General features: G+C 64.2%; 21 protein-coding genes. 9 read left to right on the top strand and 12 right to left on the bottom strand.

Going from position 1 to position 25,716, the window contains the following annotated elements:
- Positions 1-230: 230 nt before the first annotated feature.
- Together ACVJ5M_RS02150 and ACVJ5M_RS02145 are read left to right on the top strand one after the other, a co-directional pair.
- Positions 231-1,217 (top strand): SMODS domain-containing nucleotidyltransferase, encoded by a 987-nt coding sequence (locus ACVJ5M_RS02150; protein ID WP_456679239.1) that lies wholly within the window; start codon positions 231-233, stop codon positions 1,215-1,217.
- On the top strand, positions 1,214-1,738 hold the full coding sequence (locus tag ACVJ5M_RS02145) for a hypothetical protein (RefSeq protein ID WP_456679238.1): 525 nt from the start codon (positions 1,214-1,216) through the stop codon (positions 1,736-1,738). Before ACVJ5M_RS02150 ends, ACVJ5M_RS02145 begins: the two co-directional genes overlap by 4 nt.
- 43 nt (positions 1,739-1,781) lie before the next feature.
- On the opposite strand, the gene ACVJ5M_RS02140 is transcribed toward ACVJ5M_RS02145, so the two are convergent.
- Positions 1,782-2,120, bottom strand: coding sequence for a hypothetical protein (locus ACVJ5M_RS02140; RefSeq protein ID WP_456679237.1), 339 nt, complete (start codon positions 2,118-2,120; stop codon positions 1,782-1,784).
- 272 nt (positions 2,121-2,392) lie between these two features.
- Positions 2,393-3,784, bottom strand: coding sequence for a tyrosine-type recombinase/integrase (locus ACVJ5M_RS02135; RefSeq protein ID WP_456679236.1), 1,392 nt, complete (start codon positions 3,782-3,784; stop codon positions 2,393-2,395).
- 238 nt (positions 3,785-4,022) lie between these two features.
- Between ACVJ5M_RS02135 and ACVJ5M_RS02130 the strand changes: the two genes are divergently transcribed.
- Complete coding sequence (locus tag ACVJ5M_RS02130; protein ID WP_063979956.1) at positions 4,023-5,162, top strand: acyl-CoA dehydrogenase family protein; 1,140 nt, start codon at positions 4,023-4,025, stop codon at positions 5,160-5,162.
- 290 nt (positions 5,163-5,452) lie between these two features.
- Here ACVJ5M_RS02130 and ACVJ5M_RS02125 read toward each other — a convergent pair whose 3' ends face one another.
- The 10 genes from ACVJ5M_RS02125 to ACVJ5M_RS02080 form a co-directional block, all read right to left on the bottom strand.
- Positions 5,453-6,490, bottom strand: a complete 1,038-nt coding sequence (locus ACVJ5M_RS02125) for an amino acid ABC transporter substrate-binding protein (RefSeq protein WP_063985936.1) — start codon at positions 6,488-6,490, stop codon at positions 5,453-5,455.
- A 55-nt stretch (positions 6,491-6,545) separates the two neighbouring features.
- On the bottom strand, positions 6,546-7,139 hold the full coding sequence (locus tag ACVJ5M_RS02120) for a L,D-transpeptidase (RefSeq protein ID WP_028151979.1): 594 nt from the start codon (positions 7,137-7,139) through the stop codon (positions 6,546-6,548).
- Between the two features lie 449 nt (positions 7,140-7,588).
- Positions 7,589-8,563 carry a hypothetical protein gene (locus ACVJ5M_RS02115; protein ID WP_063979955.1) on the bottom strand — a complete coding sequence of 325 codons (975 nt, stop codon included), beginning with the start codon at positions 8,561-8,563 and terminating at the stop codon, positions 7,589-7,591.
- 84 nt (positions 8,564-8,647) lie between these two features.
- Complete coding sequence (locus tag ACVJ5M_RS02110; protein WP_283017826.1) at positions 8,648-9,211, bottom strand: thioredoxin family protein; 564 nt, start codon at positions 9,209-9,211, stop codon at positions 8,648-8,650.
- A gap of 31 nt (positions 9,212-9,242) precedes the next feature.
- On the bottom strand, positions 9,243-9,941 hold the full coding sequence (locus ACVJ5M_RS02105; protein ID WP_063979953.1) for a cytochrome c biogenesis CcdA family protein: 699 nt from the start codon (positions 9,939-9,941) through the stop codon (positions 9,243-9,245).
- Between the two features lie 529 nt (positions 9,942-10,470).
- The gene (locus ACVJ5M_RS02100; protein WP_028151983.1) at positions 10,471-11,082 is read right to left on the bottom strand and encodes a sigma-70 family RNA polymerase sigma factor; all 612 of its coding nucleotides are present in this window, start codon (positions 11,080-11,082) and stop codon (positions 10,471-10,473) included.
- A gap of 322 nt (positions 11,083-11,404) precedes the next feature.
- Entirely contained in the window at positions 11,405-12,136 is a 732-nt protein-coding gene (locus ACVJ5M_RS02095) for a response regulator (RefSeq protein ID WP_028151984.1), read from the bottom strand.
- A gap of 24 nt (positions 12,137-12,160) precedes the next feature.
- On the bottom strand, positions 12,161-13,906 hold the full coding sequence (locus ACVJ5M_RS02090; protein ID WP_063979952.1) for an ATP-binding response regulator: 1,746 nt from the start codon (positions 13,904-13,906) through the stop codon (positions 12,161-12,163).
- Positions 13,876-15,876, bottom strand: a complete 2,001-nt coding sequence (locus tag ACVJ5M_RS02085) for a sensor histidine kinase (protein WP_223154137.1) — start codon at positions 15,874-15,876, stop codon at positions 13,876-13,878. Before ACVJ5M_RS02085 ends, ACVJ5M_RS02090 begins: the two co-directional genes overlap by 31 nt.
- An 83-nt stretch (positions 15,877-15,959) precedes the next feature.
- Complete coding sequence (locus ACVJ5M_RS02080; protein WP_063985935.1) at positions 15,960-16,955, bottom strand: TRAP transporter substrate-binding protein; 996 nt, start codon at positions 16,953-16,955, stop codon at positions 15,960-15,962.
- Positions 16,956-17,098: 143 nt separating this feature from the next.
- Here ACVJ5M_RS02080 and ugpB point away from each other — a divergent pair, with 143 nt between their 5' ends.
- From ugpB to ACVJ5M_RS02050, 6 genes are all read left to right on the top strand, one after another.
- Positions 17,099-18,481, top strand: a complete 1,383-nt coding sequence (gene ugpB / locus ACVJ5M_RS02075; protein WP_063979951.1) for a sn-glycerol-3-phosphate ABC transporter substrate-binding protein UgpB — start codon at positions 17,099-17,101, stop codon at positions 18,479-18,481.
- Positions 18,482-18,674: 193 nt separating this feature from the next.
- A complete protein-coding gene (locus ACVJ5M_RS02070) occupies positions 18,675-19,622 on the top strand; it encodes an aminoglycoside phosphotransferase family protein (protein ID WP_231143704.1) in 948 nt (315 codons plus the stop codon).
- A 245-nt stretch (positions 19,623-19,867) separates the two neighbouring features.
- On the top strand, positions 19,868-21,490 hold the full coding sequence (locus ACVJ5M_RS02065) for an ABC transporter substrate-binding protein (protein WP_283017824.1): 1,623 nt from the start codon (positions 19,868-19,870) through the stop codon (positions 21,488-21,490).
- 254 nt (positions 21,491-21,744) lie between these two features.
- Complete coding sequence (locus ACVJ5M_RS02060; RefSeq protein ID WP_063979949.1) at positions 21,745-22,758, top strand: ABC transporter permease; 1,014 nt, start codon at positions 21,745-21,747, stop codon at positions 22,756-22,758.
- A gap of 3 nt (positions 22,759-22,761) precedes the next feature.
- Positions 22,762-23,661, top strand: a complete 900-nt coding sequence (locus tag ACVJ5M_RS02055) for an ABC transporter permease (protein ID WP_063979948.1) — start codon at positions 22,762-22,764, stop codon at positions 23,659-23,661.
- Between the two features lie 301 nt (positions 23,662-23,962).
- Positions 23,963-25,702 carry a dipeptide ABC transporter ATP-binding protein gene (locus ACVJ5M_RS02050; protein ID WP_063979947.1) on the top strand — a complete coding sequence of 580 codons (1,740 nt, stop codon included), beginning with the start codon at positions 23,963-23,965 and terminating at the stop codon, positions 25,700-25,702.
- The last annotated feature ends 14 nt before the right edge of the window (positions 25,703-25,716 follow it).

Raw genomic sequence — 25,716 nt, 5'->3', positions numbered from 1 at the left:
CGCCCCCGATGTGCATAAGTGCACAAAACCAGAACTAGGACCCACTCCTAGTTGTGGCGCCGTGGCATAATCGATGTCGATTGAGTGATTCGTGGAAGCTGCCGGTTGGCGCCGGCAGCCCCGTCGCTCACTAACCCGAGGGTCGGGTCATGAACCGAGTGTAGGTAGCAATCTCTTCAAACGAGATTCTGCACGAAAGGTCAAGATCGCCTCAACCGATGGAGGGGCGATTGGCTGACTACACCGGCGGCGGTGCCGCACATGATCTTGGTCTTGGGGCGTTGAGTTCGCTTCTCGGGCACAACAACCCGCCGCAGCCAACCCTGCCGCATACCTGGTACTACGTCACCCCACGGTTTACGCAATTCCTGTCAAACCTCGCCGTATCAGACAAGCAACGAGAAGCAGGACTTAAAAAGTTCAACAACGTCGTCGGATCGCTAAACAGGCGTTACTACGACCATGACTCTGAGACATTGAATGGAGTTGTGATTGGCTCATGGGGCAAGCAGACCCAAACTTCGCCACCCCGCGACGTTGACGTTCTATTCCTACTCCCCGACGCCGTTTACCACCGTTTTCGAGAGCGCGTGGGAAATCGCCAGTCCCAACTGCTCCAAGAGGTCAAGGACGCGCTGCTTGTAACCAACTCGCGGACGGAAATGCGTGCTGATCGCCACGTCGTGATCGTGCCATTCGATGCGGTCACGGTCGAGGTCGCGGTCGGTTTCCGCTGCACCGATGGTAGCATCATCGTGTGCGATTCTAAGGGTGACGGTCGTTACGTCACGTCAACGGCGGCGGCGGAGGCGGAGGACCTCGACCTGTCGGATCGACTTTGGAACGGCAACTCGCGTCCCCTAATCCGTATGATCAAGAGTTGGCAAGACAACTGCAATGTTCCGCTCAAGTCGTTCATGATTGAGAGATTGGCCGCCAACTTTCTGGTCGGATGGAAATATCACTTCGAGGGTACATTCTACTACGATTGGATGGTGCGCGATTTCTTTGCCTATTTGATCAGCCAAGCCAATGGCTACGTCGTCATGCCAGGCGGCGAGATCATCGCGCTCGGCGCTGACTGGTTGAGCCGCGCTCAAACTGCCCATCGCAATGCGGTTAGCGCCTGCGACAACGAACGCGCCAACTATCAATATCTGGCGGGCCAAGACTGGCAGAAAATATTCGGCTACAAAATTCCACAAGGTGTCCTTTGAACGCACAGTCTCTTGATCCGAGGGCTGCGGCCCTCAAGGAAGAATGTCTCAATCAATTCCAGAACTGTGGTTACACATCATTGACGTTCACTATCTGGTTACGCTTCTTGCGTTGGCTGAGGGTACTGTCGTGGTCCGCGCCCGTAGTCCTCGGAGCAATCGCGACATGGAACATCGTCGGGGACTCTTTGCCATGGCTCGCGGCAACGTGTTCTTTCGTTGCGGTACTGATCCCGCCAACCTTCCAAGCTGCGAAACTCGATACCTCGATCAAGCAGTACACTACGATGGCGGGTGAGTTCACGAATCTGCGTGATCGGTTCCGCCTTACTGCGGAGTATGGCTCGCTCAAGCCTTTTGAGGAGTTCGAGCTGGCATTCAACACGCTTCTAGCTCGGTTGGAGAAAGCGAGGGCGCGAACGTTGACGCCACCACATGTATGTTTCCTGATCGCGCGCCGTCAGTGGCAGAAGGGCTACTACAACCCAGATGAAAATCACCGCAGCGGTAAGAGCAGCTAGGAATTGGTGGTGGAGACGGTGAATCGAGTTCGCAGGTCACTGATCACTCGATACCCGTGCCGCGCCACAGGGGATCGTGCTGTGAGTCCTCGTTGCGATCGGCAGCGCCTTGGCGGCGCTGCTGCCGCTCGTAGCGCTGGCGCAGGCGGTGGCCGAGTTCTTCGGCGTCGGCGCATTGCATCGCCAGCTTGACCATCGCCCGGATCGTTGGCGCCCGTGGCTTGGCCGGCTCAAGCCGCAGCCGGCGCAGGTCCTTGATCTCGCGCGGCGGTGCGTGCTCCATGTACTTCACCCCATCGAGAAGCTGCGGCACCAACGGCACACTGATCGGCCGCACGGTGGGCCGCGCGTGGCTATCGATGATCGGCAGCATGACGATCATTGCCGGAAGAAGACCCATGGGCGCCGACCGTATGCCCCGATCGAGTCGCCGCGCAAGTGGCGGGGGCATGGCCGGGCGCCGGATAGGCCCGCGCCGGGCGCGGCGGGCGGCCACTGGTGCGTTATTCGGCCCGGCCGGGGGGGGGAAAGCCGCCCCCGGCGCCCGCCAACGCGCGGGCGGACTCGTGTACCGATTGGCGGGGCCATCGCGGCGGAACGAAATAGCCCGCCCGGATGGATGCCGGGCGGGCCCATGGGCATTGCGGGCGCGCTTTAGGCCACGTTGCGCGCCGTGGTCGGCTTGATGGCGGGCTTGGCGGTAAGGATGCGGTTGATCTCGCGCTCCAATGTCGCCGCCATCGTGCGCTTTTCGTCAAAGTGATCGTAGCGGGCATAGACCAGCGTCACCGGGCCGCCCTTCTCGTTGCGATGGCCGAGCAGCCAGCCGACTTCCTCGACGTTCCATTTCATCGGCCGATCCGGCAGCACCGCCGACTGCACCAGCGTGGCGGCGGTGCGCCTGAGATCGTGCGGCCGGGCATAGGGCAGACCATGCTTGGCCCAGATCGCGCGCATCAGCGCCGCCGGATCGTTGCCGCGTAGCGTGGTGGTTTTCGACGACAGCTTGCCGGGGCCGAGCACTTTGGCGTTGCCGCGCCCCTGCGCCCCGGCGATCAGCGCCACCGCCATGCCGTTGAGCGGCAGGATGAACGGATCGGTGGCCTGATCCTCGTCGTCGCTGCGCTTCATGCGCTCATGCGACAATTGCCAGATCGGGCCGTTGCTGGCGTCGTCGGCGGTGACCTCGCGCAATCGGCCCCATAGCACTGGGCGCGGCTGCGCCACATCGAGATCGATCAGTTCCTCGCGCAACATGCCGGTCACCATGCCGGGCCGGGCGGAAGTGGCCAGGATCAGGCGCAATGCGGTGGCGGCATCGGCGGTGAAGCCGAACACCTGCGGGTTTTCGGTCTCGGTCCATAGAATGCGGATTTCGTCCGGGGTCAGCACCCGGCTGCGACGGCGCGGCAACCGCGCGGCATCGACGTCGAGATCGCGGAAGATGTTGGTCCGGAGGTGCTTGGCGCGCTTGGCCCATTTCCACATGGTGCCGAGCAGCGACTTGCAGGCGAAGGCCTCGACCTTGCCGCCGATGATGCGCCCGCGCTCGTTGCGATAGTCGCGATCGGCGAGCCGGGTCAGGCAGTCATGGGCCTCGTCGTCGGTGATCGAAGCGGCATCGCGCGGGCCCCAGCCGAAGGCGAAGGCGATGCGGTGCAGGCGGCGCTTGCCGTCCTTGCCGGTGCGCTTGTGCTGCAAGCTCTTGTCGTAGAAAGCCGCAACCAGCTCATCGAACGTCAGCGAACTTTTTTTTTGCGCGCGGATCGTGGCCTTGGTGGCCTGCGGGTCCTCGCCGTTCTCGATCGCGGCGCGCGCGTCGGCATGGCGGCGGAAGGCGTCGGCCAGCGTCACGTCCGGGTAGCGGCCGAAGGTAAGGAAGCGGGTCTTCTGGTCGGCCTTGGCGTGATAGGCCATCGCGAAGGTCTTGCCGCCGGTTGCGGCGACCCGGATCATCAGGCCCCGATGCTCGGTATCGCCATGGCTGTAGGCCTTGCCGGTCGGTTTGAGCGCGCGGATGAAGCTGTCGGTGAATTTGGCTTTCATGGCTATGTCCCCATCTTAGCTAGCTAAGTTTTTGGTGAAACAGCGCGATACAAAACGATACGCTATGATCGGGCTAAAAGTCAAAAAAGCCTATAGCCATAGGGGTTTGCGATACATAGTGCAACGTGTTGCAACGCTGTGCTACATGGGGATATCGTAATTATGGATTCCGGGCCTGGCCCTTCGGGCCATCCCGGAATGACGGACCAAAAATAGATTTCGAATCGGAAACACGCACATGGCCCTCGTCCTCACCGAAGAACAATCGATGCTCCGCGACTCAGCGCGCGGGCTGATCAGCGACAAGGCGCCGGTGTCGCACCTGCGATCCCTGCGCGACAACAAGGACCCGACCGGCTTCTCCAAGGAGCTGTGGCATTCCTTCGCCGAGATGGGCTTTGCCGGCCTCCTGGTGCCGGAAGAGTTCGGCGGCAGCGGCCTCGGCTTCATGGAGGCCGGTGTCGTGATGGAAGAGATCGGCCGCACCTTGATGCCGTCGCCGTTCCTTGCCACCAGCGTGGTGGCGGCTTCGGCGCTGAATCGCGGCGGCAATGCTGCGCAGAAGTCGGAATTTTTGCCGAAAATTTCCAACGGCTCGCTGCTCGCGACGCTCGCGATCGACGAAGGCGCCAAGCATCGCCCGCTTCAGACCAGCCTCCAGGCGGTGCGCGCCGGCAACGGCTTCAAGCTCTCCGGCGCCAAGGCGCTGGTCGTCGACGGCCACGTCGCGGACCTCTTCATCGTCGCGGCGCGCACCGCTGGCGCCGCCGGCGAGCGTGAAGGGCTGACGCTGTTCCTGGTCAATCCCAAGGCCAAGGGCGTTGCGATCGAGCGCACCATCATGGTCGATGCGCACAACGCGGCACGGATCGAGCTTGCCAATGTCGAGGTCAACGCCGATAGCGTGCTCGGCGAGGTCGATCAGGGCGCAGCGCTGCTCGACGGCGTGCTCGACATCGGCCGCGGCGCGGTCGCCGCCGAAATGGTGGGCTTGAGCGAAGAAGTCTTCAACCGCACCGTCGAGTACCTCAAGAACAGAAAGCAGTTCGGCAAGCTGATCGGCGAATTCCAGGCACTCCAACACCGTGCCGCCGAACTCTATGTCGACATCGAGATCACCCGCGCCGCCACGATGAAGGCGCTGCAGGCGCTCGATGCCGACGTCGCCAAGGCCGCATCAAGCGTCGCCGTGGCCAAGGCCCGCGCCGGCACCACCGCCACGCGCGCGGTGCAGGAAGGCGTGCAGATGCATGGCGGCATGGGCATGACCGACCAGTTCGACATCGGCTTCTTCATGAAGCGCGCCAGGGTGTGCGAGGAGCTGTTCGGCGACGCGAACTACCACACCGAGCAGCTGGCAAGGGCGCGGGGGTATTGAGGCGAGTGGATGTGAGGCGCGAGGACGTGCCTCACACGCGGTGTCGTCGCCCGGCTTGACCGGGCGACCCAGTACGCCGCGGCCTGTCCGCATACGATTGACGTCTCGGAATACTGGATCGCCCGGTCAAGCCGGGCGATGACAGTTGAGAGTGTGGAGAGCGCCTGCCCCAAGCTCCGTCATGGCCGGGCTAGTCCCGGCCATCCACGTTCTTGCGGTGCCTCAAAAACGTAGATGCCCGGGACTAGCCCGGGCATGACGATTGAGAGCGTGGCTGCAACCGAAGTCTATTACCGCATCGGCGGCGCGTACTGCACGCCGCCGGCATTCCACAGCTGGTTCATGCCGCGCGGGATCTTCAGCTTGGACTTCTCGCCGATGTTGCGCTCGTACATCTCGCCGTAATTGCCGACGTTGCGGATGATGCGGACGACCCAGTCCTTGGTGAGGCCGAGCTGCTCGCCGTAATTGCCCTCGGTGCCGACCAGGCGCATCACTTCCGGCTTCTTCGACTTCAGCGCCTCGTCGATGTTCTCCGAGCTCACGCCGAGCTCCTCGGCGTTGATCATCGCGTAGAGCGTCCACTTCACGATCATCATCCAGTCGTCGTCGCGCTGGCGCACCACGGGTGCGAGCGGCTCCTTGGAGATCATGTCCGGCAGGATCATATGGTCGCCGGGCTTGGAGAGATTGAGCCGCAGCGCGTAGAGCTGCGAGACGTCGGCGCTCAGCGTGTCGCACTTGCCGGAGTCGTAGGCCTTCACCACGTCATCCAGCTTGTCGAACTTCACCTCTTCATACTTCATGTTGTTGGCACGGAAGTAGTCGGCGACGTTGAGCAGCGTTGTCGTGCCAGCCTGCACGCAGACCTTGCTGCCGGTCAGGTCCAGCGAAGTCTCCTTGTTGCGTGAACGCGGCAGCATGAAGCCGGCGCCGTCGTAATAGGCCACCGCCGGGAAATAGAGGTCGTAGTCGAGCTCGCGCGCCATGCTCCAGGTCGAGTTGCGCGAGAGGATGTCCACCTTGCGGCTCTGCAATTCCTTGAAGCGCTCGCTGGCGTCGAGTGGAACGAACTTGGCCTTGCCGGGATCGTTGAAGATGGCGGCTGCCACCGCGCGACAGAAATCGACGTCGAATCCGGTCCAGTTGCCCTTGTCATCGGGGATCGAGAAGCCCGGCAGGCCCTTGTTGACGCCGCACAGCACCTCGCCGCGGCGAACGGTGCGCTTCAGGGTGCGGGTATCGTAGAACTCATAGATCACCGCCAGGGCGCCGACCAGTACGGCAACGGCGAGCCCGATCAGCAGGCCGCCTCGAAAAGTGCGCATCATGTTGCTCTCTCGAAATAATCGGGAAAAGGACTATTCGCTAAGGCGAGGAAGATCAGAGTTCGGGCTTCTGTCGGATGACCACCTTGGTGCCAACCGGGACGCGATCGTAGAGATCGGCGACGTCATGGTTGACGAGACGGAAGCAACCCGAGGATACCTTGGTGCCGATCGTATCAGGACGGTTGGTGCCGTGGATGCGGTAGACGGTGGTGCCGAGATACATGGCGCGGGCACCGAGCGGATTGCCGGGGCCGCCGGCCATGAAGCGCGGCAGATAGGGCTGGCGCTGGATCATCTCCGGCGGCGGCGTCCAGTCCGGCCACTCCTTCTTGTTGGTGATGTTCACGAGCCCCTGCCATTGGAAGCCGTCGCGGCCGACGCCGATGCCGTAGCGGATCGCGCGCCCGCCCGGCTGCACCAGATAGAGGTGGCGCTCGGCTGTCGAGATGATGATGGTGCCCGGCGTCTCGGTGGTGCGGAAGTACACGACCTGCTTCTGCCATTCCGGCTCGAGCTGGTAGGCGTCGTCGGCGACCAGGCCCGGCTCGTCGCCGCGGTCAGGCTGCTGGGCGGAGGCGTACGAGGTGGTCAGGACCAGGCCCAGCGCCGCGATGAACGCCCCGGTCAGGCGACGATAATCCGTCATTTCAAGCTCTCCCCGCTGCCACAGCGTAAATCATTCGGACCATCTGAACTCAGGGGCAGCTTCGTGGCAAGTTCATGGCACGCCCGGCTGGTATGTCACGAGAATGCTTTGGTTTTTTGACGAGGCCGGGCAATGCCACAAACAGGGGATGGCGCGAAAAGCCTAGATTGTCGCGGCAATGGTGGTGCGCTCCCTCCCCCGCTTGCGGGGGAGGACGATCGCACAGGAGTTCCTAGCGGCGGTCTGAGCGCGCGCCTCGTCCTTCGAGACGACCGCTTCGCGGTCTCCTCAGGATGAGGCTAAGACGCATCGGAGCCCGTCGAAATTGTCGCCGCGCACTCCGTCCTCATCCTGAGGGCCCGCCGTAGGCGGGCGTCTCGAAGGATGGCCGCAGGCGACTCTGTCAGATCGCCTTCAAATGCGATCGCGACGCCGCAAGCGGGGGAGAGCTAAATCTTGTTATTCTGCGCCGCGATCCCGAGCCGTCGGACGATTTCGGCACCCACCGCTCGGGCCTCGATCCGCGACCCGATTCGTGGGCTGCGAAAGCGTCGCCCCGAGCGCAACCGGATCGTAACGATGCAGTGCTCGTCCTCGGACCGGCCGCGGCGGTCGACGGTGATCGTCTTCACGTCGTGCCCCTCGATATGGTCGGCGCGCGGCGTGCCGTCGCCCCACAGGCGTTCGACGCGGATATCGCTCTCGCGGATGATCCAGAACGCGCCGGTCACCAGGTTGGCGTATCGGTAAACCGCGAATGCGGCGATCGCGCCGAGCGGCAGCAGCAGGATATCGACATGGCTGGGCGGCCATCCACGCCAGAGCTTGTAGGCGTAGGGAACGGCGGACAAGGCGACGGCGATCAGCGCGACGATCCTTATGTCCCGCGCGGAAAACGCCTCGAGGGGGTCGCCGAGACGCATCTCGGGATTGCTGGCATCGAGCGGATTGACGGGTGACTCGACATCGGGGACATCGAACTGTGCGGCGATCCGCGCCACGGTGTCGCGAACATGCGTGACGTCGGAGATCGGCGGGGACGTCAGGCGTTCCCCCGAGGCCAGCGTGAAGGCCAGCTGGAAACGGGCTTTCGCCCGCTTGCTGCCGGGAACCTGTAATCCCCTGATGTCGTCTTTCGCGACGACCCTGGTCCGGAGCTTTCCGAACGGACGCTGTTGCCCGATCAGGATCTCGTTCGGTGTGATGATCCACACCACCGCCGGCGCCAGCATGATGCCGACGACGAACGCTGCTCCGACGAGCAGCGCGGCCACCGAGACGATCACTTCCAACGTGTCGTGCGTGAACAGGCCCGGCGTGAAGCACAGCGCCACGGCGGCCGCAAAGCCGGACATGACCAGCCGTTGCGCGATCGAGGCGCCTTCGCGAAGGCGAATGTCGGTGCTGGTGGTCGCGTCGTCCATTGCGGGCGCTGATTCCGTCGCTCGGGAAACTCCACGGACGGGTCCGTGGAGTCAAGCAACAACGGCGGCAGCGGCGATCCGGCCTCAGCTGTTGGCGTTCAGCAGCTTTGCCACGGTGCGGTCGATCTCGTCGTAGCGGCCCTCGCCCTCGTGCTGGAACACGATCTTGCCGTTCTGGTCGATGATGTATTGCGCCGGCCAATACTGGTTCTGGTAGGCGTTCCAGGTCTTGGAATCATTGTCCTGCGCCACCGGATAGGTGATGCCGTGGCGCTTCAGCGCGGCCTGCACATTGGCGGCGGAGCGCTCGAACGGGAATTCCGGCGTGTGCACGCCGACCACGACGAGGCCCTTGTCCTTGTACTTGGCGTAGAGGTCGGTGACGTGCGGCAGCGTGTTGACGCAGTTGACGCAGCCATAGGTCCAGAAGTCGACCAGCACGACCTTGCCGCGGAGGTCGGCGATGCTGAGCGGTTTCGAGTTGAACCAGGTGTTGATGCCGGTGAAGTCGGGCGCGGTCTGCTGGCTCGCGGCAGCGGTGACGACAGGGGCGGCGCGCGCGGCCTCGTCGCAGATGCCGGGGATGACGGCGCCTGTTACGGCCATGCCGATCAGTGCGGCGGAGACGGCGAGCAGTTTGAAAGTCATGGAAGCGTCCTCCGGTGAAGATGAGGGATGATCACAGGCCGATCTGGCCGGTGGGATAGAATCCTGTGAGCCACGCCACGATCAGCGTGTCGTATTGGAAGTAGGCGGCGACCGCGAAAGCGATCACGACGACACCAAAGCCCTGCTGCAGCCGCGGCGAGATCCGCGCAAGGCTGCGCACGCGCGTGGTCGCAGCCTGTCCGCCATAGGCGATCGCGAGCATCGGGATCGCTGCGCCGATGGCATAGGCAATCAACAGCACGCCGGCCCAGCTGGCGTTCTTCGACGTCGCGACCAGCGTCAGGATCGAGCCGAGCACGGGACCGGCGCAGGGCGTCCAGACCAGGCCGAGCGTGGTGCCGAGCACGAGGCCGCCGAGCGCACCCTCGCGCTGTACGGCGCCGGCATTGCCGAGATCGAGCCAGCCGTTGAGCCGGATCGACAGCCATTCGAACGGCGCCGGCCACAGCATCAACAGGCCGAAGCCGAGCAGCAGGATCGACGCGGCCTCGCGCAGCACGTTCGGATCGAAGTCGAACAGCCGCGTGATCGCACCCAACAGCAGCGCGGTCGCCGAGAACGAGACGACGAAGCCGAGCGCGATCATCGCGGGCCGCAAGTGGCCCGCCCGCCCGATCGAGGCGCCAAGCAGGATCGGCAGCATCGGCAGCGTGCAGGGCGCGGCGATGGTCAGGATGCCGGCAAGGACGGCGAAGACAAGTTCGAGCATCGGGCACTCGTGAAGGAGGTCACGAGGGCAGTTCGGGATGGCTGCGCGGGTTGTTACGTGGCGTCACGCCTTCGTGAGGGGCGGCTGCCTGGTGTGGGGCGTGCCGGGCGGCATTGCGAGGCAGCCCTGTTGGCCACAGCGCCGGCGCGCTCCCTCCCCCCTTGCGGGGGAGGACGGGGGAGAGGGGTGGCCCCGGGAAAGGTCTATCCATCCGCGATCGTGCCGTGCACGACAAATCGAGGGAGTCCCCATGCGGTACCCCTCGAGGGAATGATGGAGCGGTGCCCGCCTCACTGGGTGGCGAGAATGGGCCTCGGCGACCCCCAAATACAAAACGACCCGGAGGGGGGCATCCCGTCCGGGTCGTTGGAAGTCTTGGGAGGTTTAACGAAACCGTATGTGAGCTTTATAGGAGGGAAGTTTTTCCGCCTGATGTTGTGCTTTGTTTCAATTATTGCGTCGGCGGTAACACTTCCGTGTCAGGGGACAGGGCCGAAACCTCGGTCCTATCCCATTGAAATCCTTGGTCTTAGGCAGCGAAACGGTCGACGCCGGCGCCCTTAAGCAAATCGGCCAGTTGCTTGCGGGCATAGAACATCCGGGTCTTCACCGTGCTCTGCGGGATGCCGATGATCTGACCGACCTCCTCCACCGACTTCTCATGGTAGTAGACGAGGTTGATGATCTCGCGATGCGCGGGCGACAGTTTTTGCACGCAGGCGCGCAGGATGGCGCTGGTGTCGTTGCGGTCGAGCGAGGTCTCGGGCGTCTCGGCATCGTCAGGAATCTGGCGCACGTCGTCCTGGTCGATGTCCTCGAAGCGGCGCTGGCGCATCGCGGTCAGCGCTTTGAAGCGTGCGATCGAGAGCAGCCAGGTCGAAACCTGCGAGCGGCCCTGGAACTGGCCTGCCGTGCGCCACACGTCGAGGAACACCTGGCTGACCAGGTCTTCCGCTGTGGTCGCGTCACGCACGATGCGCAAGATGAAGCGATAAACCCGCACATTGTGCCGGCAATAGAGGATGTGCATGGACGTCCGGTTGCCGTCCGCAATGCTCTCCAGGAGCATGTCGTCCGAGGTCGCCTGAGCGGCAATGATGCTCTGGCTGGCTTGGGCGTTGATGGCGATGACGTTCGGCATTGACTTAGCTCCCCGTAGCGCCGCAACCGAGCGGCGTTTCCTTGGACCAAAGTGTTAATCAGCGAACGTTTCGGGACGTCTGCACGAAAAGCGAAAAATGGTTTCGTGCGCCGCCAAATTGTTTCGTCGGACAGGCCGCGACGAAACATTCGGGGCGAAAAGCCGTGGAATTTCAATGTACGGAAAATACGGGGGTGGGGATTGGGGAGCGCCCGGGGCAGCCGGGAACGAAATTCCGGGCTTTGCGTTCGGTCGCGCCACCCATGCCGTCATTCCGGGGCGCGAAGCGAGCCCGGGACGACAGCGGTAGGTGCCGCGCGCCCTACGCCTTCTCGCCCGCGGGCGAGAACAGATAGCCGCCGCCGCGGATGGTGCGGATCACGGCCGGCTTGGTCGGGTCGGGCTCGATCTTGCGGCGGATGCGCATGATGCGCAGATCCACGGCGCGGTCGAAGGCTTCGGCGTCGCGCGCATTGGCCAGTTCGAGCAGGCGCTCGCGCGACAGCACGCGCTTCGGATTGGCCGCGAACACTTTCAGCAGCCCGAACTCGGAGGCGGTGAGCGGGTGCTCGTTGCCTTCGTCGTCGCGCAAGGCCTGCGCTTCGAGGTCGAGCCATTTGGTGCCGAAGCGCACCAATTGATCCTTGTCCGATTTGGCGGGCGCGGTCTCGGCCGCCTTCACCGGCGTGCTCCGCCGCAACACCGAGCGGATGCGCGCCATTAGCTCGCGCAGCTCGCAGGGCTTTGCCACGTAATCGTCGGCGCCGAGCTCGAGACCGACGACGCGGTCGATCGGGCTCGCGGTCGCCGTCAGCATGATCACGGGCACGTTGATGCGGCTCTTGAGGTCGCGGATGATCGAGAGGCCGTCTTCCTCGGGCATGTTGAGGTCGAGCACAACGAGGTCGGGCATGCTGCCGTCGATCGCGGTGCGCAAGCTCTTGCCGCCGTCGCACAGCGTCACGGTGAAGCCGTGCATCTTGAGGTAATCGCCGACCATCTCCCGGGCCGGGGCCTCGTCGTCGACGATCATGATGTGCTGGCTTTGGGTCATATCACTCAGATCTCGGTACTCGAATCACGGCAACTCGGTCGCGGGCAGGGTGATGGTGAAGGTCGATCCCTTGCCGGGACCGTCGCTCTCGGCCGTCACCTCGCCGCCATGCATGTCGATAATACGCTTGACGATGGAAAGCCCAAGCCCCGTCGAGCTCTCGCCCGCGGTCGGTTTGGCCGACAGCCGCTGGAACCGGCCGAACAGGCGGCCGAGATCCTCCGGCGAGAGGCCGGCGCCCTCGTCGCTGACGCGGACGACGGTATCGCTGGCCTCATGGGTGACGGCGACGATGATCTTGCCGCCGATCGGTGAGTATTTGATGGCGTTGCTGATCAGATTGTCGATCGCCTCGCGGATGCGGTCGGTGTCGCACATGGTGACGATGTTGGGCGGCGCCGTGACGCTGATCGCCTGCTGCTTGTTGACCGCGAGCGGGTGGTTGGCATCGGCGACCTCTTTCACCAGCGCAGCGACGTCGACCGGCTCGCGGCGGATGGTGATGTCGAAGGCATCGGCCATCGCGTCCGAGATCAGATGATCGACCATCGTGGTCAGGCGCTTCGTGGCATCGCGGATGTGATCGACCTGGGCGACCACGCCGTCGGACGAGGCGCCGGTCGAGATCAGCTCCTTCAGCATCTCGGTGCGGCCGAGGATGACGCCGAGCGGATTCTTGAGGTCGTGGGCGACGGTGCCCAAAATCTCGTTCTTGAAGCCGTTGGCGCGCTGCAGTCGCAGCCATTGCGCCGAGAGGCGGCGGTTGGCTTGCATCAGCGCGCGGGTACGCTGGGCGACGCGGTCCTCGAGCTGCGTGTTGGCGTCCTGGAGCTGCTGGTAGAGGATGACGTTGTCGAAGGCGATCGAGAGCCGGCTGGAGAAGATCTCGACCAGCGAGCGGTCGGTCTCGGACAGCTCGCGCTCGGCCTGCAGCAGCACCACCACCTCGCGGCCGGAGCCGGTCCGCAGATAGATCACGCTGCGGTGGTCGGCGAATTCGTTCTTGCGGCCCTGGAACGCGGCTTCCACCATCGTCCGCAGATCGGGGTCGAGCGCCTTCGACGAGGTCGTGCCGATGAAGCGGCTGTAGCAGCCGCTGCCGGCGAGCACGGAGAGCTCGGGGTCCACGCCGCCATTGTCGCGCAGCACCAATATGCCGGCGCAATCGACATTGAGCAGCGAGGCGAGCTGGGTCAGCACGCCCTCGGCGAGCCGCTGCATCGACTTGAAGTCGTATAGCGTCGAGGCGGCGTCGATGATGATCTCGAGCCCGCGCCGCGTCTGCACCATGCGCTCGAGCTGCTGATAGGAGCGCAGCGCCGCGGTCAGCGAGGTGAACAGCTTGTCGGCGGTGAGCTCGGTCTTGGCCTTGTAGTCGTTGATGTCGTACTGGACGATCACGCGCCGCTCCGGCGCCTGGCCGGGCTGTCCCGTGCGCAGGATGATACGTACGGTCTCGTTCTTGAGCTCGTTGCGGATGAACTCGACCAGCTCGAGGCCGGCGACATCGGTCTCCATGATGACGTCGAGCAGCACGGCGGCGATGTCGCCATGCGCGGCCATCAGCTTGCGACCTTCCGCCGCGGAATGGGCGGAGAGGATCTCCAGCCCCTGGCCGTTGAGGCTGTAGTCGGACAGCGCGAAGCGGGTGCCGTCATGCACGGCCGGATCGTCGTCGATGACGGCGATCTTCCACTTCCGTGCGTTCTGGTCCTCCGGTGCGGTACCGGTATCGTCGATCAGGTGGAGGACATCGTCCTGTTCGGCCATTGAGAAGTCCCGTCAGTCTCTGTGCTTTGCGCGCCGCCCTTGGCGACCCGGGGCATGATAATGCGAAAAGTAGTGCCTTGTCCCAGCTTGGATTCCAGCATCATGCGCCCGCCGAGCTGCTGGGTGACAAGGTTATAGACGATATGCAAGCCGAGTCCCGTACCACCTTCATTGCGCCGGGTGGTAAAGAATGGGTCAAAGGCCTGGCGCTGCACGTCAGGGGTCATGCCGGCCCCGTCATCGGCGAAGATGATCTCGATGTCGTCGGTCCCGCGCGGACGCGCCGAGATCGTGATCGTGCCGGCGCGGCCGTCGGCAAAGGCGTGGTTGGCGGCGTTGAGGAAGAGGTTGGTCAGGATCTGGCCGTAGGAGCCTGGATAGCCGTCGAGCAGGAGCCCCTCGGGCACGTCGGCCTGGAGCGTGATCGGCGAGCGCTTCAGGACCGGACGCAGGCTGGCGATGATCTGGTCGGTGGCTTCGCTGAGTGAGAACTGCCGCCGCTCGGCATGCGAGCGGTCGACCGCGACCTGCTTGAACGACTGGATCAGCTCGCCGGCGCGGGTGAGGTTGGCGACGAGCTGCTGCGAGGCGTCGCGCGAGGACTGCACGAACTCCTCCAGCTGCGAGCGGCGCAGGCCGCCGTCGCCTTTGAGCTGGGCCTCGAAGATCTCGGTGCGCCGGGCGAAGCTGGAAGCGACGGTCAGGCTGATGCCGATCGGGTTGTTGACCTCGTGCGCGACGCCGGCGACGAGGCCGCCGAGCGCCGCCAGCCGTTCGGCGTCGATCAAATTCTGCTGCGCGGTGTTGAGCTCGAGCAGCGCGCTCTCGGCCTTCTCCTTGGACGCGCGCAGCTCGTCCTCGGTCTCGCGTTTCGCGATCGCGTTCTCGCGGAACACCTCGACGGCGCGCGCCATGGCGCCGACCTCGTCGCGTGCCTTGGTGCCCTGCACTTCGCGGTCGAGGTCGCCGAGCGTAATCGCGCGCATCGCGGTCATGATCTGCTGCAGCGGCAGGCGGATCGACAGCGCGATCAGCACGCCTGCGGTGAGGATGATGCCGAGGAAGATCACCGCGATCGACAGCACCCGCCGCGAGATATCGGCCAGGGTACGATCAAACGTCTCCTGCGCCTTCTGCTCGCGCTGGCGCATCTTCGTGGAGAGGTCGTCGATGGCGCCGATCGCCTCGGCCTGGCTGGCGTCGATGGTGTTGCGCAGCAATTCGGTGCGGCTCGTCAGCTGCTCGGAGAGCTTTGCGAAACCCTCGCGCAGCGCCATGGTGCGGGTCCCGAGCCGTTGCAGCGCCATGCGCTGCAGGTCGTTGTCGGCGAGATCGATCATGACCGGAATGGTCTTCTCGATCGTCTCGGTGTTGCGGCGCGCGTCGTCGGCGGCACCGGGCGAGAGCGACAGATAGTAGGAGTTGGCCGCCACCAGCATCGCGGTGAAGGCCTCGCGCGACTTGCCGAGCGAGGGCCAGATCAGGGCGTCGCGATGGCCGGTGGCGCCCTCGATGATGGAATAGAGACCGGCCATGTCCCTGGCCGGGCCCTGCACCTGCTCCTCATAGGTCTTGGCGATGGTCGCCTGCACACTGCGCAGCTCGCCGAAGCCGTTGAGGAAGCGGTCGGTGGTGCGCTCCAGCTCCTCGACCGAGCCCGACAGCATCGGGTCCTTGGCGGCACGGTCGGTCAGCGTGCCCAGCACCGCCTCGCGCAGCAGCAGGATCTCGGCGAACAGGTCCGGGCTCGGCTGGTTGATGTAGCGGTGGATCAGATTGTGCAGGCGCCCGGTCTCGCTTTCGAGCAGCGCCAGGATGCGGTCGGACTCGCGCACCTGGCGGACGTCGCCCCAGGCCGAGCCCAGCACCTGCGTGCCGTTCCAGATCAGCCCCACCAGCACCACGACCACGGCCGAGTTCAGCGCCGCGATCGACAGGATGCGCCAGCGGATCGGCACCGCGCGGAGCATCCCGACCAAACGTGCGCGCAGCCGCCCGAGCGGGCCGGGCGGCCTGTCTGCGTGCTCGCTGGGTCCAGGCGCAGCCAAGCGGCTCACTCCACCTTGCGAATGCGTTCGATCAGCGCGGCCGCGGCGGGATCGCGCCCCGCCTTGGCATAGATCGCAGCCATCGCGCCCTCGAACGGCTTGCGGTCGATATCCCTGGCGACGGTGATGCCGGCGGCTTCAGCCTTGTGCTGCGACTGCTCTTCGAGGTCGCGCCACTTCTCGCGCATGAACCGGCTGGAGCGAGCCGCGGCTTCGCGGAATATCTGCTGGTCGTCGGCCGACAGGCTCTTCCAGGCCTTCAGCGAGATCACCAGCACTTCCGGGCTCATCGTGTGCTCGGTGAGCGCGAGGTGGCCGGCATGTTTGTAATGGTCTGTCGTCACGAAAGATGGCCAGTTGTTTTCGGCACCGTCGATCAGATGGTTGGCAAGCCCGGTGAGCACCTGCCCGTAGGGCATCTCGACCGGCTCGGCGCCGAGCGAGCGAATCATCTCGCTCATCAACTCCGACTGCTGCACCCGGATCCGCAATCCCTTGAGGTCGGCGACACTTCGTATCGGACGGACGCCGTTGTAGATCGACCGCGCGCCGGAATCGTAGAAGGCGAGCCCGACGAAGCCGTAGGGCTCGAAACTGCCGAGGATCTCGCTGCCGATCGGCCCGTCCAGCACCTTCTGCATGTGCTCGATGGACCGGAACAGGAACGGCATGGCGAGCACGTTCATCGCCGGGACGAAGTTGCCGATCAGCGCCACATTGGTCCGGTTAAGGTCGATCGCGCCGACCCTGGTCTGCTCGATGGTCTCCTTCTCTTCGCCGAGCTGACGGGAATGGAACACCTTGATCTCGTGCCGGCCGCCGGTGCGCTCGGCAATCAGCGCGCCCATGTAGCGCAGCGCCTGGACGGTCGGGTAATCCTCGGCCTGGGTGTCGGCGGCGCGGAATTCGCGCGCAGCTGCGCTCGTCGCGCAGACCGCGAGCAGAAGCGCGACGAAGATCAACCCGGTCCGCGAGAGTTCGGCACGGTTCAGCACTGGCACACTCAACCCCTCAGTGGTGGAGTCTATGGCGAAGCAAAAAGGTTCAATGCAATCTAGCAGATGGTTGAGGGAAGGCCATCCCGCCGCACCCGGCGGAGCGATTGTGCGGCGCGGCCGCCGTTCATTCCCGGTTGAAACAGGAAATGCCGCGCCTTAAGCAGGTACGGTCGCCTTTGCCGCGCGACACGGGAAGAGCCATCGTGATTTCAGCATCGAGTCTTTTGCGGATCCTCGCCGCTTTCATCGTCCTCGCAATGCCTCTTCAGGCGCGCGCCGCAACCGACATCGCGCTGTGGCACGCCATGTCCGGCGAGCTTGGCCGGCAGCTCGAGAAGCTCGCCGCCGACTTCAACGCCTCGCAGTCCGATTACCGCATCGTGCCTGCTTACAAGGGCAACTACACCGAGACGGTGACGGCGGCGATCTTCGCCTTCCGCTCGCGCAGCCAACCGGCGATCGTCCAGGTCAACGAGGTCGCGACCGCCACCATGACCGCGGCCAAGGGCGCGATCTATCCCGTGTTCACCATGATGCGGGACATGAACGAGCCGTTCTCGCTGGGCGATTACCTTCCCGCAGTCTCCGGCTATTACACCGATGCGGCCGGCAATCTGTTGTCCTTCCCGTTCAATTCCTCGACGCCGATCCTCTATTACAACAAGACCATGTTCCGCGACGCGGGCCTCGATCCGGAGACGCCGCCGAAGACATGGCCCGAGCTTGGGCTTGCCGCAAAACGCCTGCGCGAGCGCGGCGCTGTGTGCGGCTTCACCACCTCCTGGCCGTCCTGGATCCACATCGAGAATTTCTCCGCCTTCCACAATCTGCCGCTCGCGACGCGGACCAATGGCTTTGCGGGGCTGGATGCCGAGCTGACCATCAACAACCCGGTCGTCGTGCAACACATCGCCCAGCTCGCCGAGTGGCAGAAGGACAAGGTGTTCGATTACGGCGGCCGCGGGCAGTCGGCCGAGCCGCGCTTCCAGAAGGGCGAATGCGGCATCTTCATCGGCTCCTCGGCGACGCGGGCCGACATCAAGGCGAATTCGAAGTTCGATATCGGCTACGGCATGATGCCGTACTGGCCCGATGTGAAGAACGCGCCGCAGAACTCGATTATCGGCGGTGCCACGCTGTGGGTGCTGCGCGACCGCCCGCGCGCGGAATACAAGGGCGTGGCACGGTTCTTCGCCTATCTGTCGCAGCCCGGCGTGCAGGCCGCCTGGCACCAGAACACCGGCTATCTGCCGATCACCCGCGCCGCCTTCGAGCTGACGCGCGCGCAGGGTTTTTACGAGCGCAATCCGGGCTCCGCGATCTCGTTCGAGGAGATCACGCTGCATCAGCCGACGGAGAACTCGAAGGGCATCCGGCTCGGCTCCTTCGTGCTGATCCGCGGCGCAATCGAGGACGAGCTGGAGCAGGCCTTTACCGGCCAGAAGGGCGCGCAGGCCGCGCTCGATGCCGCGGTCGAGCGCGGCAACAAGCTGCTGCGCCAGTTCGAGCGCGCCAGCCCGGACCGGTAGCGTATGCGTGAGTGCGCGCCTCGTCCTTCGAGACGACCGCTTCGCGGCCTCCTCAGGATGAGGCTAAGCGGCATCGGTGCCTGCCAAAATCGCTGCCACGCACTCCGCCCTCATCCTGAGGAGCCCCGCCAAAGCGGGGCGTCTCGAAGGATGGGCCGCGAGGGGAACTGTTTTTGAAATGCATAAGGTCGCGATGTCGATGAAACTACCTCACTTCGCCGATGCGGACAGCTTTCTCGCCTTTCGCTCTGATCCACGGCAATGGCTGGGAATTGCGCTCGACATCGCGCGCAGCCACGGTCTCGATATCAGCGCGCCGCACGTGTTTGCGACCGGCACCAATCTCGTCGTCGGCCTCAGTGAGAAGCTGATCCTGAAAATCTTCCCGCCGCAGCTCGGCGCGCAATTCGTGTCCGAACGCGGGTCGCTGGCGCAGCTTGCCGGCCGCCTTCATCTGCCGATCCCGGAGATCGTCGCGGAGGGTGAGCGCGATGGCTGGCCCTATCTCGTCATCACGCGTCTTGCCGGCACGCTCGGCTCGGAGGTGTGGCCGCAATTGGCCGAAGCGCAGAAGGAGCGCCTGCTGCGCCAGATCGGCGAGACCATCGCCGCCGTGCAGCGCGCACCGCTCGGACCGCTGGCGGAGATCGAGCCGCGCTGGGATGCGTTCATGCGCGCCCAGATGCAGGGCTGCAAGGCGCGGCACATGCGCCTCGGCCTTGCGCCGAAATTCCTCGAAGGCCTCGACGATCTCCTGCGTGACGCTGCAAAACTGATCCCGATGGATGCGCCGCCGGTGATCCTGGTCGGCGAATATATCCCTCAGAACTTCCTGCTCGCCTGTCATGACGATCAATGGTCGCTCGCGGGCCTGTTCGACTTCGGCGACGTGCTGACGGGATGGCGCGACTACGATCTGCTCGGCCCCGGCGCCTTCATGGCGGCCGGCCGGCCGGGGAGGGTGCGCAGTCTGCTCGAGGGCTTTGGCTATGCAAAGCCGGACTATGCGCTCAAGCGCCGGCTGATGGCGCTGATGCTGCTGCACCGCGCCAGTGACCTCAACAGCCACGTCTGTATCGAGGGCTGGCAGGACAGGGCGAACGATCTCGTCGAGTTGCAGGATCTGATCTGGGCGGGCTGAACCGCCCAGGCCATCTGCGACGTCCTGCTCAATCCAGCAGCGCTCAATCTTTCAGCTTATTTTTGAAGCAGAATCGCATCTTTGTATGCAATTGACCGGCTTGCCCAAAAGGCGATCAGCCGCCGAAATCACAAAAAATAGATTGGAATCAACGCTTTATATGGAAATTAAGAACCCATTAAGCGCTGGCACGAACCTTGCGAATCCCTGTTCCAACCAGAAACTTTTGCGTTGGAGCATTTTCCATGAAGCGCCGCGATTTCCTCAAGTCCGTGTCCGGATTGGCCGCAGGCGCGGCGCTTCCGGCGATCCCACAGGTCGTCTCCACCGCCTATGCCGATGCGCGTTCGGAGACGCTGCTGATCGTCTCGGAAGGCGGCCCGAACAATCTCGACATCCACGGCGTCGGCACCAACGTGCCCGGCTATGAAGTGTCGTGGAATTGCTACGACCGCCTGATCAGCCACGAGATGAAGGTCGGCCCCGGCGGCGTGCCCTATTACGACCGCGACAAGTTCAAGGGCGAACTCGCCGAGGAGATGAAGATCGACGACATGTCGGTCACCTTCAAGCTGCGCAAGAACGCCAAATTCCACGACGGCACGCCCGTCACCGCCAAGGATGTGAAGTGGTCGCTCGACCGCGCCGTCAGCGTCGGCGGTTTCCCGACCTTCCAGATGAGCGCGGGCTCGCTGACCAAGCCGGAGCAGTTCGTCGTGATCGACGACACCACCGTGCGCGTCGACTTCCTGAAAAAGGACAAGCTCACGATCCCCGATCTCGCGGTCATCGTGCCCTGCATCGTCAACTCCGAGCTGGTGAAGAAGAACGCCAGTGAGAAGGACCCCTGGGGTCTCGAATTCACCAAGCAGCAGACCGCGGGCTCCGGCGCCTACAAGGTGACGAAGTGGACCGCCGGCACCGAAGTCATCATGGAGCGCAACGAGGATTGGGTCTGCGGTCCCTTGCCGAAGATCAAGCGCGTGATCTGGCGCATGGTGCCGCAGGCCGGCAACCGCCGCGCGCTGCTGGAGCGCGGCGACGCCGACATCTCCTACGAGCTGCCCAACAAGGACTTTCAGGAGATGAAGGCGAACGGCAAGCTCAACGTCGTGTCGCTGCCGTTCTCCAACGGCATCCAGTATATCGGCATGAACGTCACCAAGCCGCCGTTCGATAATCCAAAAGTTCGCCAGGCGGTTGCCTATGCGCTGCCCTATCAGAAGATCATGGACGCGGTGATGTTCGGCCTCGCCAACCCGATGTTCGGCGCGCCCAAGGACAAGCCGACCGAAGTCGCCTGGCCGCAGCCGCACAAATACAACACCGACATTGAGAAGGCGAAAACGCTGATGGCGGAGGCAGGCCTCGCCAACGGCTTCGAGACCACGATCTCGTTCGATCTCAACTTCGCGGGCGTCAACGAGCCGCTCTGCGTGCTGGTGCAGGAATCTCTCGCGCAGATCGGCATCAAGACGACCATCAACAAGGTGCCCGGCGCCAACTGGCGCACCGAGCTGAACAAGAAGGAGATGCCGCTCTTCACCAACGTGTTCTCGGGCTGGCTCGATTACCCCGAGTACTTCTTCTACTGGTGCTATCACGGCAACAATTCCGTCTTCAACACCATGAGCTACAAGTCGGCGGAGATGGACAAGCTGATCGACGGCGCCCGCACGGCGGCGGCGACCGGCGACACTGCGACCTACGATGCCGACGTGAAGGGCTTCGTCGATCTCGCTTTCACCGACATCCCGCGCATCCCGCTGTACCAGCCCTTCGTCAACGTCGCGATGCAGAAGAACATCAGCGGCTACCAATACTGGTTCCACCGGAGGCTGGATTACCGCGCGCTGGTGAAGGGGTGAGCCGTCATGCTGATCGTCGGCGACGCATCGGCATGTGTTTGTCTCTCTGCTCGCGATGCGGTTTCGTCATCGCGTGAGATGGCCACCAATCTCTCGCTCCCTCCCCCCTTGCGGGGGAGGGTCGGGGAGAGGGGTAGCCACGAACTCCGACCTCTCCTGGGGCCACCCCTCTCCCTAGCCCTCCCCCGCAAGGGGGGAGGGAACGCAGCGGAGCCAGCCTGCTCACAATTGCCAAGCAGAAGGAGAGCGCTCCCATGCTGACCATGATCGGCAAGCGCCTGATGTTCGCGATTCCCTCGCTGATCGGGGTCGTCATCGTCACCTTCCTGCTGACGCGCGCGTTGCCCGGTGATCCCGCCGCATACTTCGCCGGTCCCGCCGCGACCAAGGAAGCCGTTGAGCAGATCCGCAAGAAGCTCGGGCTCGACAGGCCGCTGATCGAGCAGTTTTTCCGCTACACCAACGACCTCGCCCATGGCGATTTCGGCAACTCGCTCACCACGGGCCAGCCGGTCGCGGCCGAGATCCGCAACCGCCTGCCGGCTTCCGCCGAGCTCACGCTGCTCGGCCTCATCGTTTCGGTCGTGATTGCGATCCCGCTCGGCGTGCTGGCGGCGACGCGGCCGGGATCATGGGTCGACCATCTCTGCCGTGTCACGACGACGGCCGGCGTGTCGTTACCCGTGTTCTTCACCGGCCTGGTGCTGGTCTATGTCTTCTACTTCAGGCTAGGCTGGTCACCCGCGCCGCTCGGCCGCCTCGATGTGTTCTACAGCGCGCCGCCGACGGTGACCGGCTTCTATCTGATCGACACCCTGATCGCGCGCGACTTCGAGGCGTTCCGCTCGGCGCTGAGCCAGCTCATCCTGCCGGCGACGACGCTTGCGATCTTCTCGCTGGCGCCGATCGCGCGCATGACGCGCGCCTCGATGCTGGCGGTATTGTCGTCGGAGTTCGTGCGCACGGCACGCGCCAGCGGCCTGTCGCCGACAACGGTCATCGTCACCTACGCGTTCCGCAATGCGATGCTCCCCGTGATCACCACGCTCAGCATGGTGTTCTCGTTTCTGTTAGGGGCCAACGTGCTGGTGGAAAAAGTGTTCGCCTGGCCCGGCATCGGCTCCTACGCGGTGGAGGCGCTGATCTCGTCGGACTTCGCGCCCGTGCAAGGTTTTGTGCTGACCATGGCGGTCATGTACGTGCTGCTCAATCTCGTGATCGACATTCTCTACGGCGTGATCGATCCGCGTGTCAGGTTGGAGGGCTAGATCATGAGCTCCGTTGCGCCTGCTGTTGAACCCGTCGGTCCCGCGCGGACATCAGGGCTGGTCGCGATCCTCGAACAGACCCGCTACGTTCTCGGCGAGAACAAGGTCACGGGTTTCGCCTTCGCGCTGCTGATCGTGATCCTTATCGCGGCGATCTTCGGCCCCTACGTGGTGCCGTATGATCCACTCGCTTCCGATACCGCCGCGGCGCTGAAGCCGCCGTCGATGGCGCATTGGTTCGGCACCGATCAGCTCGGCCGCGACATCTTCAGCCGCGTCGTCGTGGCGACACGGCTCGATACGTTCATCGCGGTCGCCTCCGTCGTGCTGGTGTTCCTGATGGGCGGCCTCGCCGGCATCGCGGCCGGCTATTTCGGCGGCTGGACCGATCGCATCGTCGGCCGTATCGCCGATACCATCATGGCGTTTCCGCTGTTCGTGCTGGCGATGGGCATCGTCGCCGCCCTCGGCAACACCGTGCAGAACATCATTCTGGCCACGGCCATCGTGAACTTTCCGCTCTATGCCCGCGTCGCGCGCGCCGAGGCCAATGTCCGCCGCAATGCCGGCTTCGTGCAGGCCGCGCGTCTGTCGGGCAACGGCGAATTCCGCATCCTGCTGGTGCACATCTTGCCGAACATCATGCCGATCATGATCGTGCAGATGTCGCTGACCATGGGCTACGCCATCCTCAATGCCGCGGGGCTGTCCTTCATCGGCCTCGGCGTCCGCCCGCCGACCGCCGAATGGGGCATCATGGTCGCCGAAGGCGCGGGCTTCATGGTGTCGGGCGAATGGTGGATCGCGCTATTCCCCGGCCTTGCTCTGATGATCGCCGTGTTCTGCTTCAACCTCCTCGGCGACGGCCTCCGCGACATCGTCGACCCGCAGCGGAGGACGTGATGATTGTTTCCAAGCACGCCGATGCGCTCCCTCCCCCCTTGCGGGGGAGGCACAGGCCGCCTTCGGCGGCCGTCCTCTTAGTCAACGCCGAAGCGAAGCTTCGGCTATGGGAGAGGGGTAGCCCCGGGCGAGGTCTGAGCTCGTGGCTAGCCCTCTCCCTGCCCCTCCCCAGCAAGGGGGGAGGGAATGAGAGGCCGGTGCCCGCCTCACACGCAAATTTCCCGCCGAAATTCACCAATGATTCCAACCCCATTCTACTGTGCATGGGGTTGTTTTCGACATTTTTGATCGGGAGGTCCGCATGACCGCCCAGCCCCTGCTCGACGTCCAGGACCTCACGGTCGAATTCACCACCCGCCGCGGCATCGTCAAAGCCGTCCAGCACGTCAACATTTCCGTCGCCAAGGGCGAGACGCTCGCCATCGTCGGCGAGTCCGGCTCCGGCAAGTCGGTGACGTCCTATGCGGTGATGCGCATCCTCGACCGGGCGGGGCGGATCGCCGAGGGCTCGGTGATGTTCTCGGGCATCGACGTGAAGGCGGCATCCGAAGGCCAGATGCGCGACCTGCGCGGGCGCGAAGTCTCGATGATCTTCCAGAACCCGCGCGCCGCGCTCAACCCGATCCGGAAAGTCGGCGACCAGATCGAGGACGTGCTGCGTACTCATGTGCAGCAGGCGATGGTTTCGGACCACGGAGAAAAGGCGATCGAGGCGCTGGAGCAGGTCAAGATCGCCCGCCCGCGCGAGCGCTACCACGCCTATCCGTTCGAGCTGTCAGGCGGCATGTGCCAGCGCGTCGTCATCGCGCTCGCGCTCGCCTGCAATCCGCAGCTCCTGATTGCGGACGAGCCGACCACCGGCCTCGACGTTACCACCCAGAAGGCGGTGATGGACCTGATCGTCGAGCTGACCAAGCGGCGTGCGATGTCGACCATCCTGATCACGCATGATCTGGGTTTGGCCGCAGCCTATTGCGACCGCGTCGTGGTGATGGAAAAGGGCCGCGTGGTCGAGACCGCGAAAGCCGCCGACATCTTCGCCAACCCGCAGCACCCCTACACCAAGAAGCTGATGCGCGCGACGCCGCGGCTCGGCGTGTCCTTGCGGGATTTGTTGGCCGAGGAGGAGGGCGCGTCCTCATCCGCAGCCGTCATGGCCGGGCCTGACCCGGCCATCCATCAGCCTTCGCAAGGTGAGACCTCCAAGCCCCTCCTGCTCATCGAAAAGCTCGTGAAAGAGTATCCCCGCCAGGGCGCCACCGCCACGCTCGGAAAACTGTTCGGCCGCAAGCCGCCGGTGGAGCCGGACGTCTTCCGCGCCGTCGACGGCATCAGCCTCTCCATCGGCCATGGCGAGAGCGTCGGCCTGGTCGGCGAGTCCGGCTGCGGCAAATCGACGACGTCGATGATGGTGATGCGGCTGCTCGACCAGACCTCGGGCCTGATCCAGTTCGACGGCGAGGACATCGGCGCCATCCAGCCGGCGTCGTTTGCCCGGCTGCCGCAGCGCAGCCGCATCCAGATGGTGTTCCAGGACCCGACCGACAGCCTCAACCCGCGTTTCACCGCCGCCCGCGCCATCGCCGACCCCATCATGCAGCTCGGCGACATCAGGGGCCGCGATGCACTGCGAGCGCGCTGCGAGGAGCTCGCCACCATGGTCGGGCTGCCGCACAATCTGCTGGATCGGTTTCCGCACCAGCTCTCCGGCGGCCAGAAGGCCCGCGTCGGCATCGCGCGCGCCATCGCGCTGCATCCAAAACTCGTCATCCTGGACGAGCCGACCGCGGCGCTGGACGTCTCGGTGCAGGCCGTGGTCCTCAATCTGCTTCAGGACCTGAAAGCGCGCTTAGGTATGAGTTATCTGTTCGTCTCGCATGATTTGAACGTAGTGCGCTTGTTGTGCGATCGTGTCATTGTCATGCGGACAGGTCGAATCGTCGAAGAGGGCCCTTCCGAAAAGGTCCTCAGCGATCCGCAGGACGACTATACCAAGGAGCTGCTGACGGCGATCCCGCATCCGCCGTTGCAGGTCCACTAAGAGTGCACTGAGAG

It is taken from the genome of Bradyrhizobium sp. S3.7.6 (assembly GCF_054061875.1).
Note: the sequence above shows the minus strand (reverse complement) of the source record. Positions and strands in the feature narration are given on the sequence as shown.

Coding starts and splice junctions, on each gene's coding strand:
- ACVJ5M_RS02050 (WP_063979947.1), top strand. CDS start 23,963: ATGACCGCCCAGCCCCTGCTCGACGTCCAGGACCTCACGGTCGAATTC.
- ACVJ5M_RS02115 (WP_063979955.1), bottom strand. CDS start 8,563: ATGGACGACGCGACCACCAGCACCGACATTCGCCTTCGCGAAGGCGCC.
- ACVJ5M_RS02070 (WP_231143704.1), top strand. CDS start 18,675: ATGTCGATGAAACTACCTCACTTCGCCGATGCGGACAGCTTTCTCGCC.
- ACVJ5M_RS02125 (WP_063985936.1), bottom strand. CDS start 6,490: ATGCGCACTTTTCGAGGCGGCCTGCTGATCGGGCTCGCCGTTGCCGTA.
- ACVJ5M_RS02065 (WP_283017824.1), top strand. CDS start 19,868: ATGAAGCGCCGCGATTTCCTCAAGTCCGTGTCCGGATTGGCCGCAGGC.
- ACVJ5M_RS02130 (WP_063979956.1), top strand. CDS start 4,023: ATGGCCCTCGTCCTCACCGAAGAACAATCGATGCTCCGCGACTCAGCG.
- ACVJ5M_RS02120 (WP_028151979.1), bottom strand. CDS start 7,139: ATGACGGATTATCGTCGCCTGACCGGGGCGTTCATCGCGGCGCTGGGC.
- ACVJ5M_RS02095 (WP_028151984.1), bottom strand. CDS start 12,136: ATGACCCAAAGCCAGCACATCATGATCGTCGACGACGAGGCCCCGGCC.
- ACVJ5M_RS02055 (WP_063979948.1), top strand. CDS start 22,762: ATGAGCTCCGTTGCGCCTGCTGTTGAACCCGTCGGTCCCGCGCGGACA.
- ACVJ5M_RS02090 (WP_063979952.1), bottom strand. CDS start 13,906: ATGGCCGAACAGGACGATGTCCTCCACCTGATCGACGATACCGGTACC.
- ACVJ5M_RS02100 (WP_028151983.1), bottom strand. CDS start 11,082: ATGCCGAACGTCATCGCCATCAACGCCCAAGCCAGCCAGAGCATCATT.
- ACVJ5M_RS02140 (WP_456679237.1), bottom strand. CDS start 2,120: ATGATCGTCATGCTGCCGATCATCGATAGCCACGCGCGGCCCACCGTG.
- ACVJ5M_RS02060 (WP_063979949.1), top strand. CDS start 21,745: ATGCTGACCATGATCGGCAAGCGCCTGATGTTCGCGATTCCCTCGCTG.
- ugpB (WP_063979951.1), top strand. CDS start 17,099: ATGCCGCGCCTTAAGCAGGTACGGTCGCCTTTGCCGCGCGACACGGGA.
- ACVJ5M_RS02135 (WP_456679236.1), bottom strand. CDS start 3,784: ATGAAAGCCAAATTCACCGACAGCTTCATCCGCGCGCTCAAACCGACC.
- ACVJ5M_RS02085 (WP_223154137.1), bottom strand. CDS start 15,876: ATGCTCCGCGCGGTGCCGATCCGCTGGCGCATCCTGTCGATCGCGGCG.
- ACVJ5M_RS02110 (WP_283017826.1), bottom strand. CDS start 9,211: ATGACTTTCAAACTGCTCGCCGTCTCCGCCGCACTGATCGGCATGGCC.
- ACVJ5M_RS02105 (WP_063979953.1), bottom strand. CDS start 9,941: ATGCTCGAACTTGTCTTCGCCGTCCTTGCCGGCATCCTGACCATCGCC.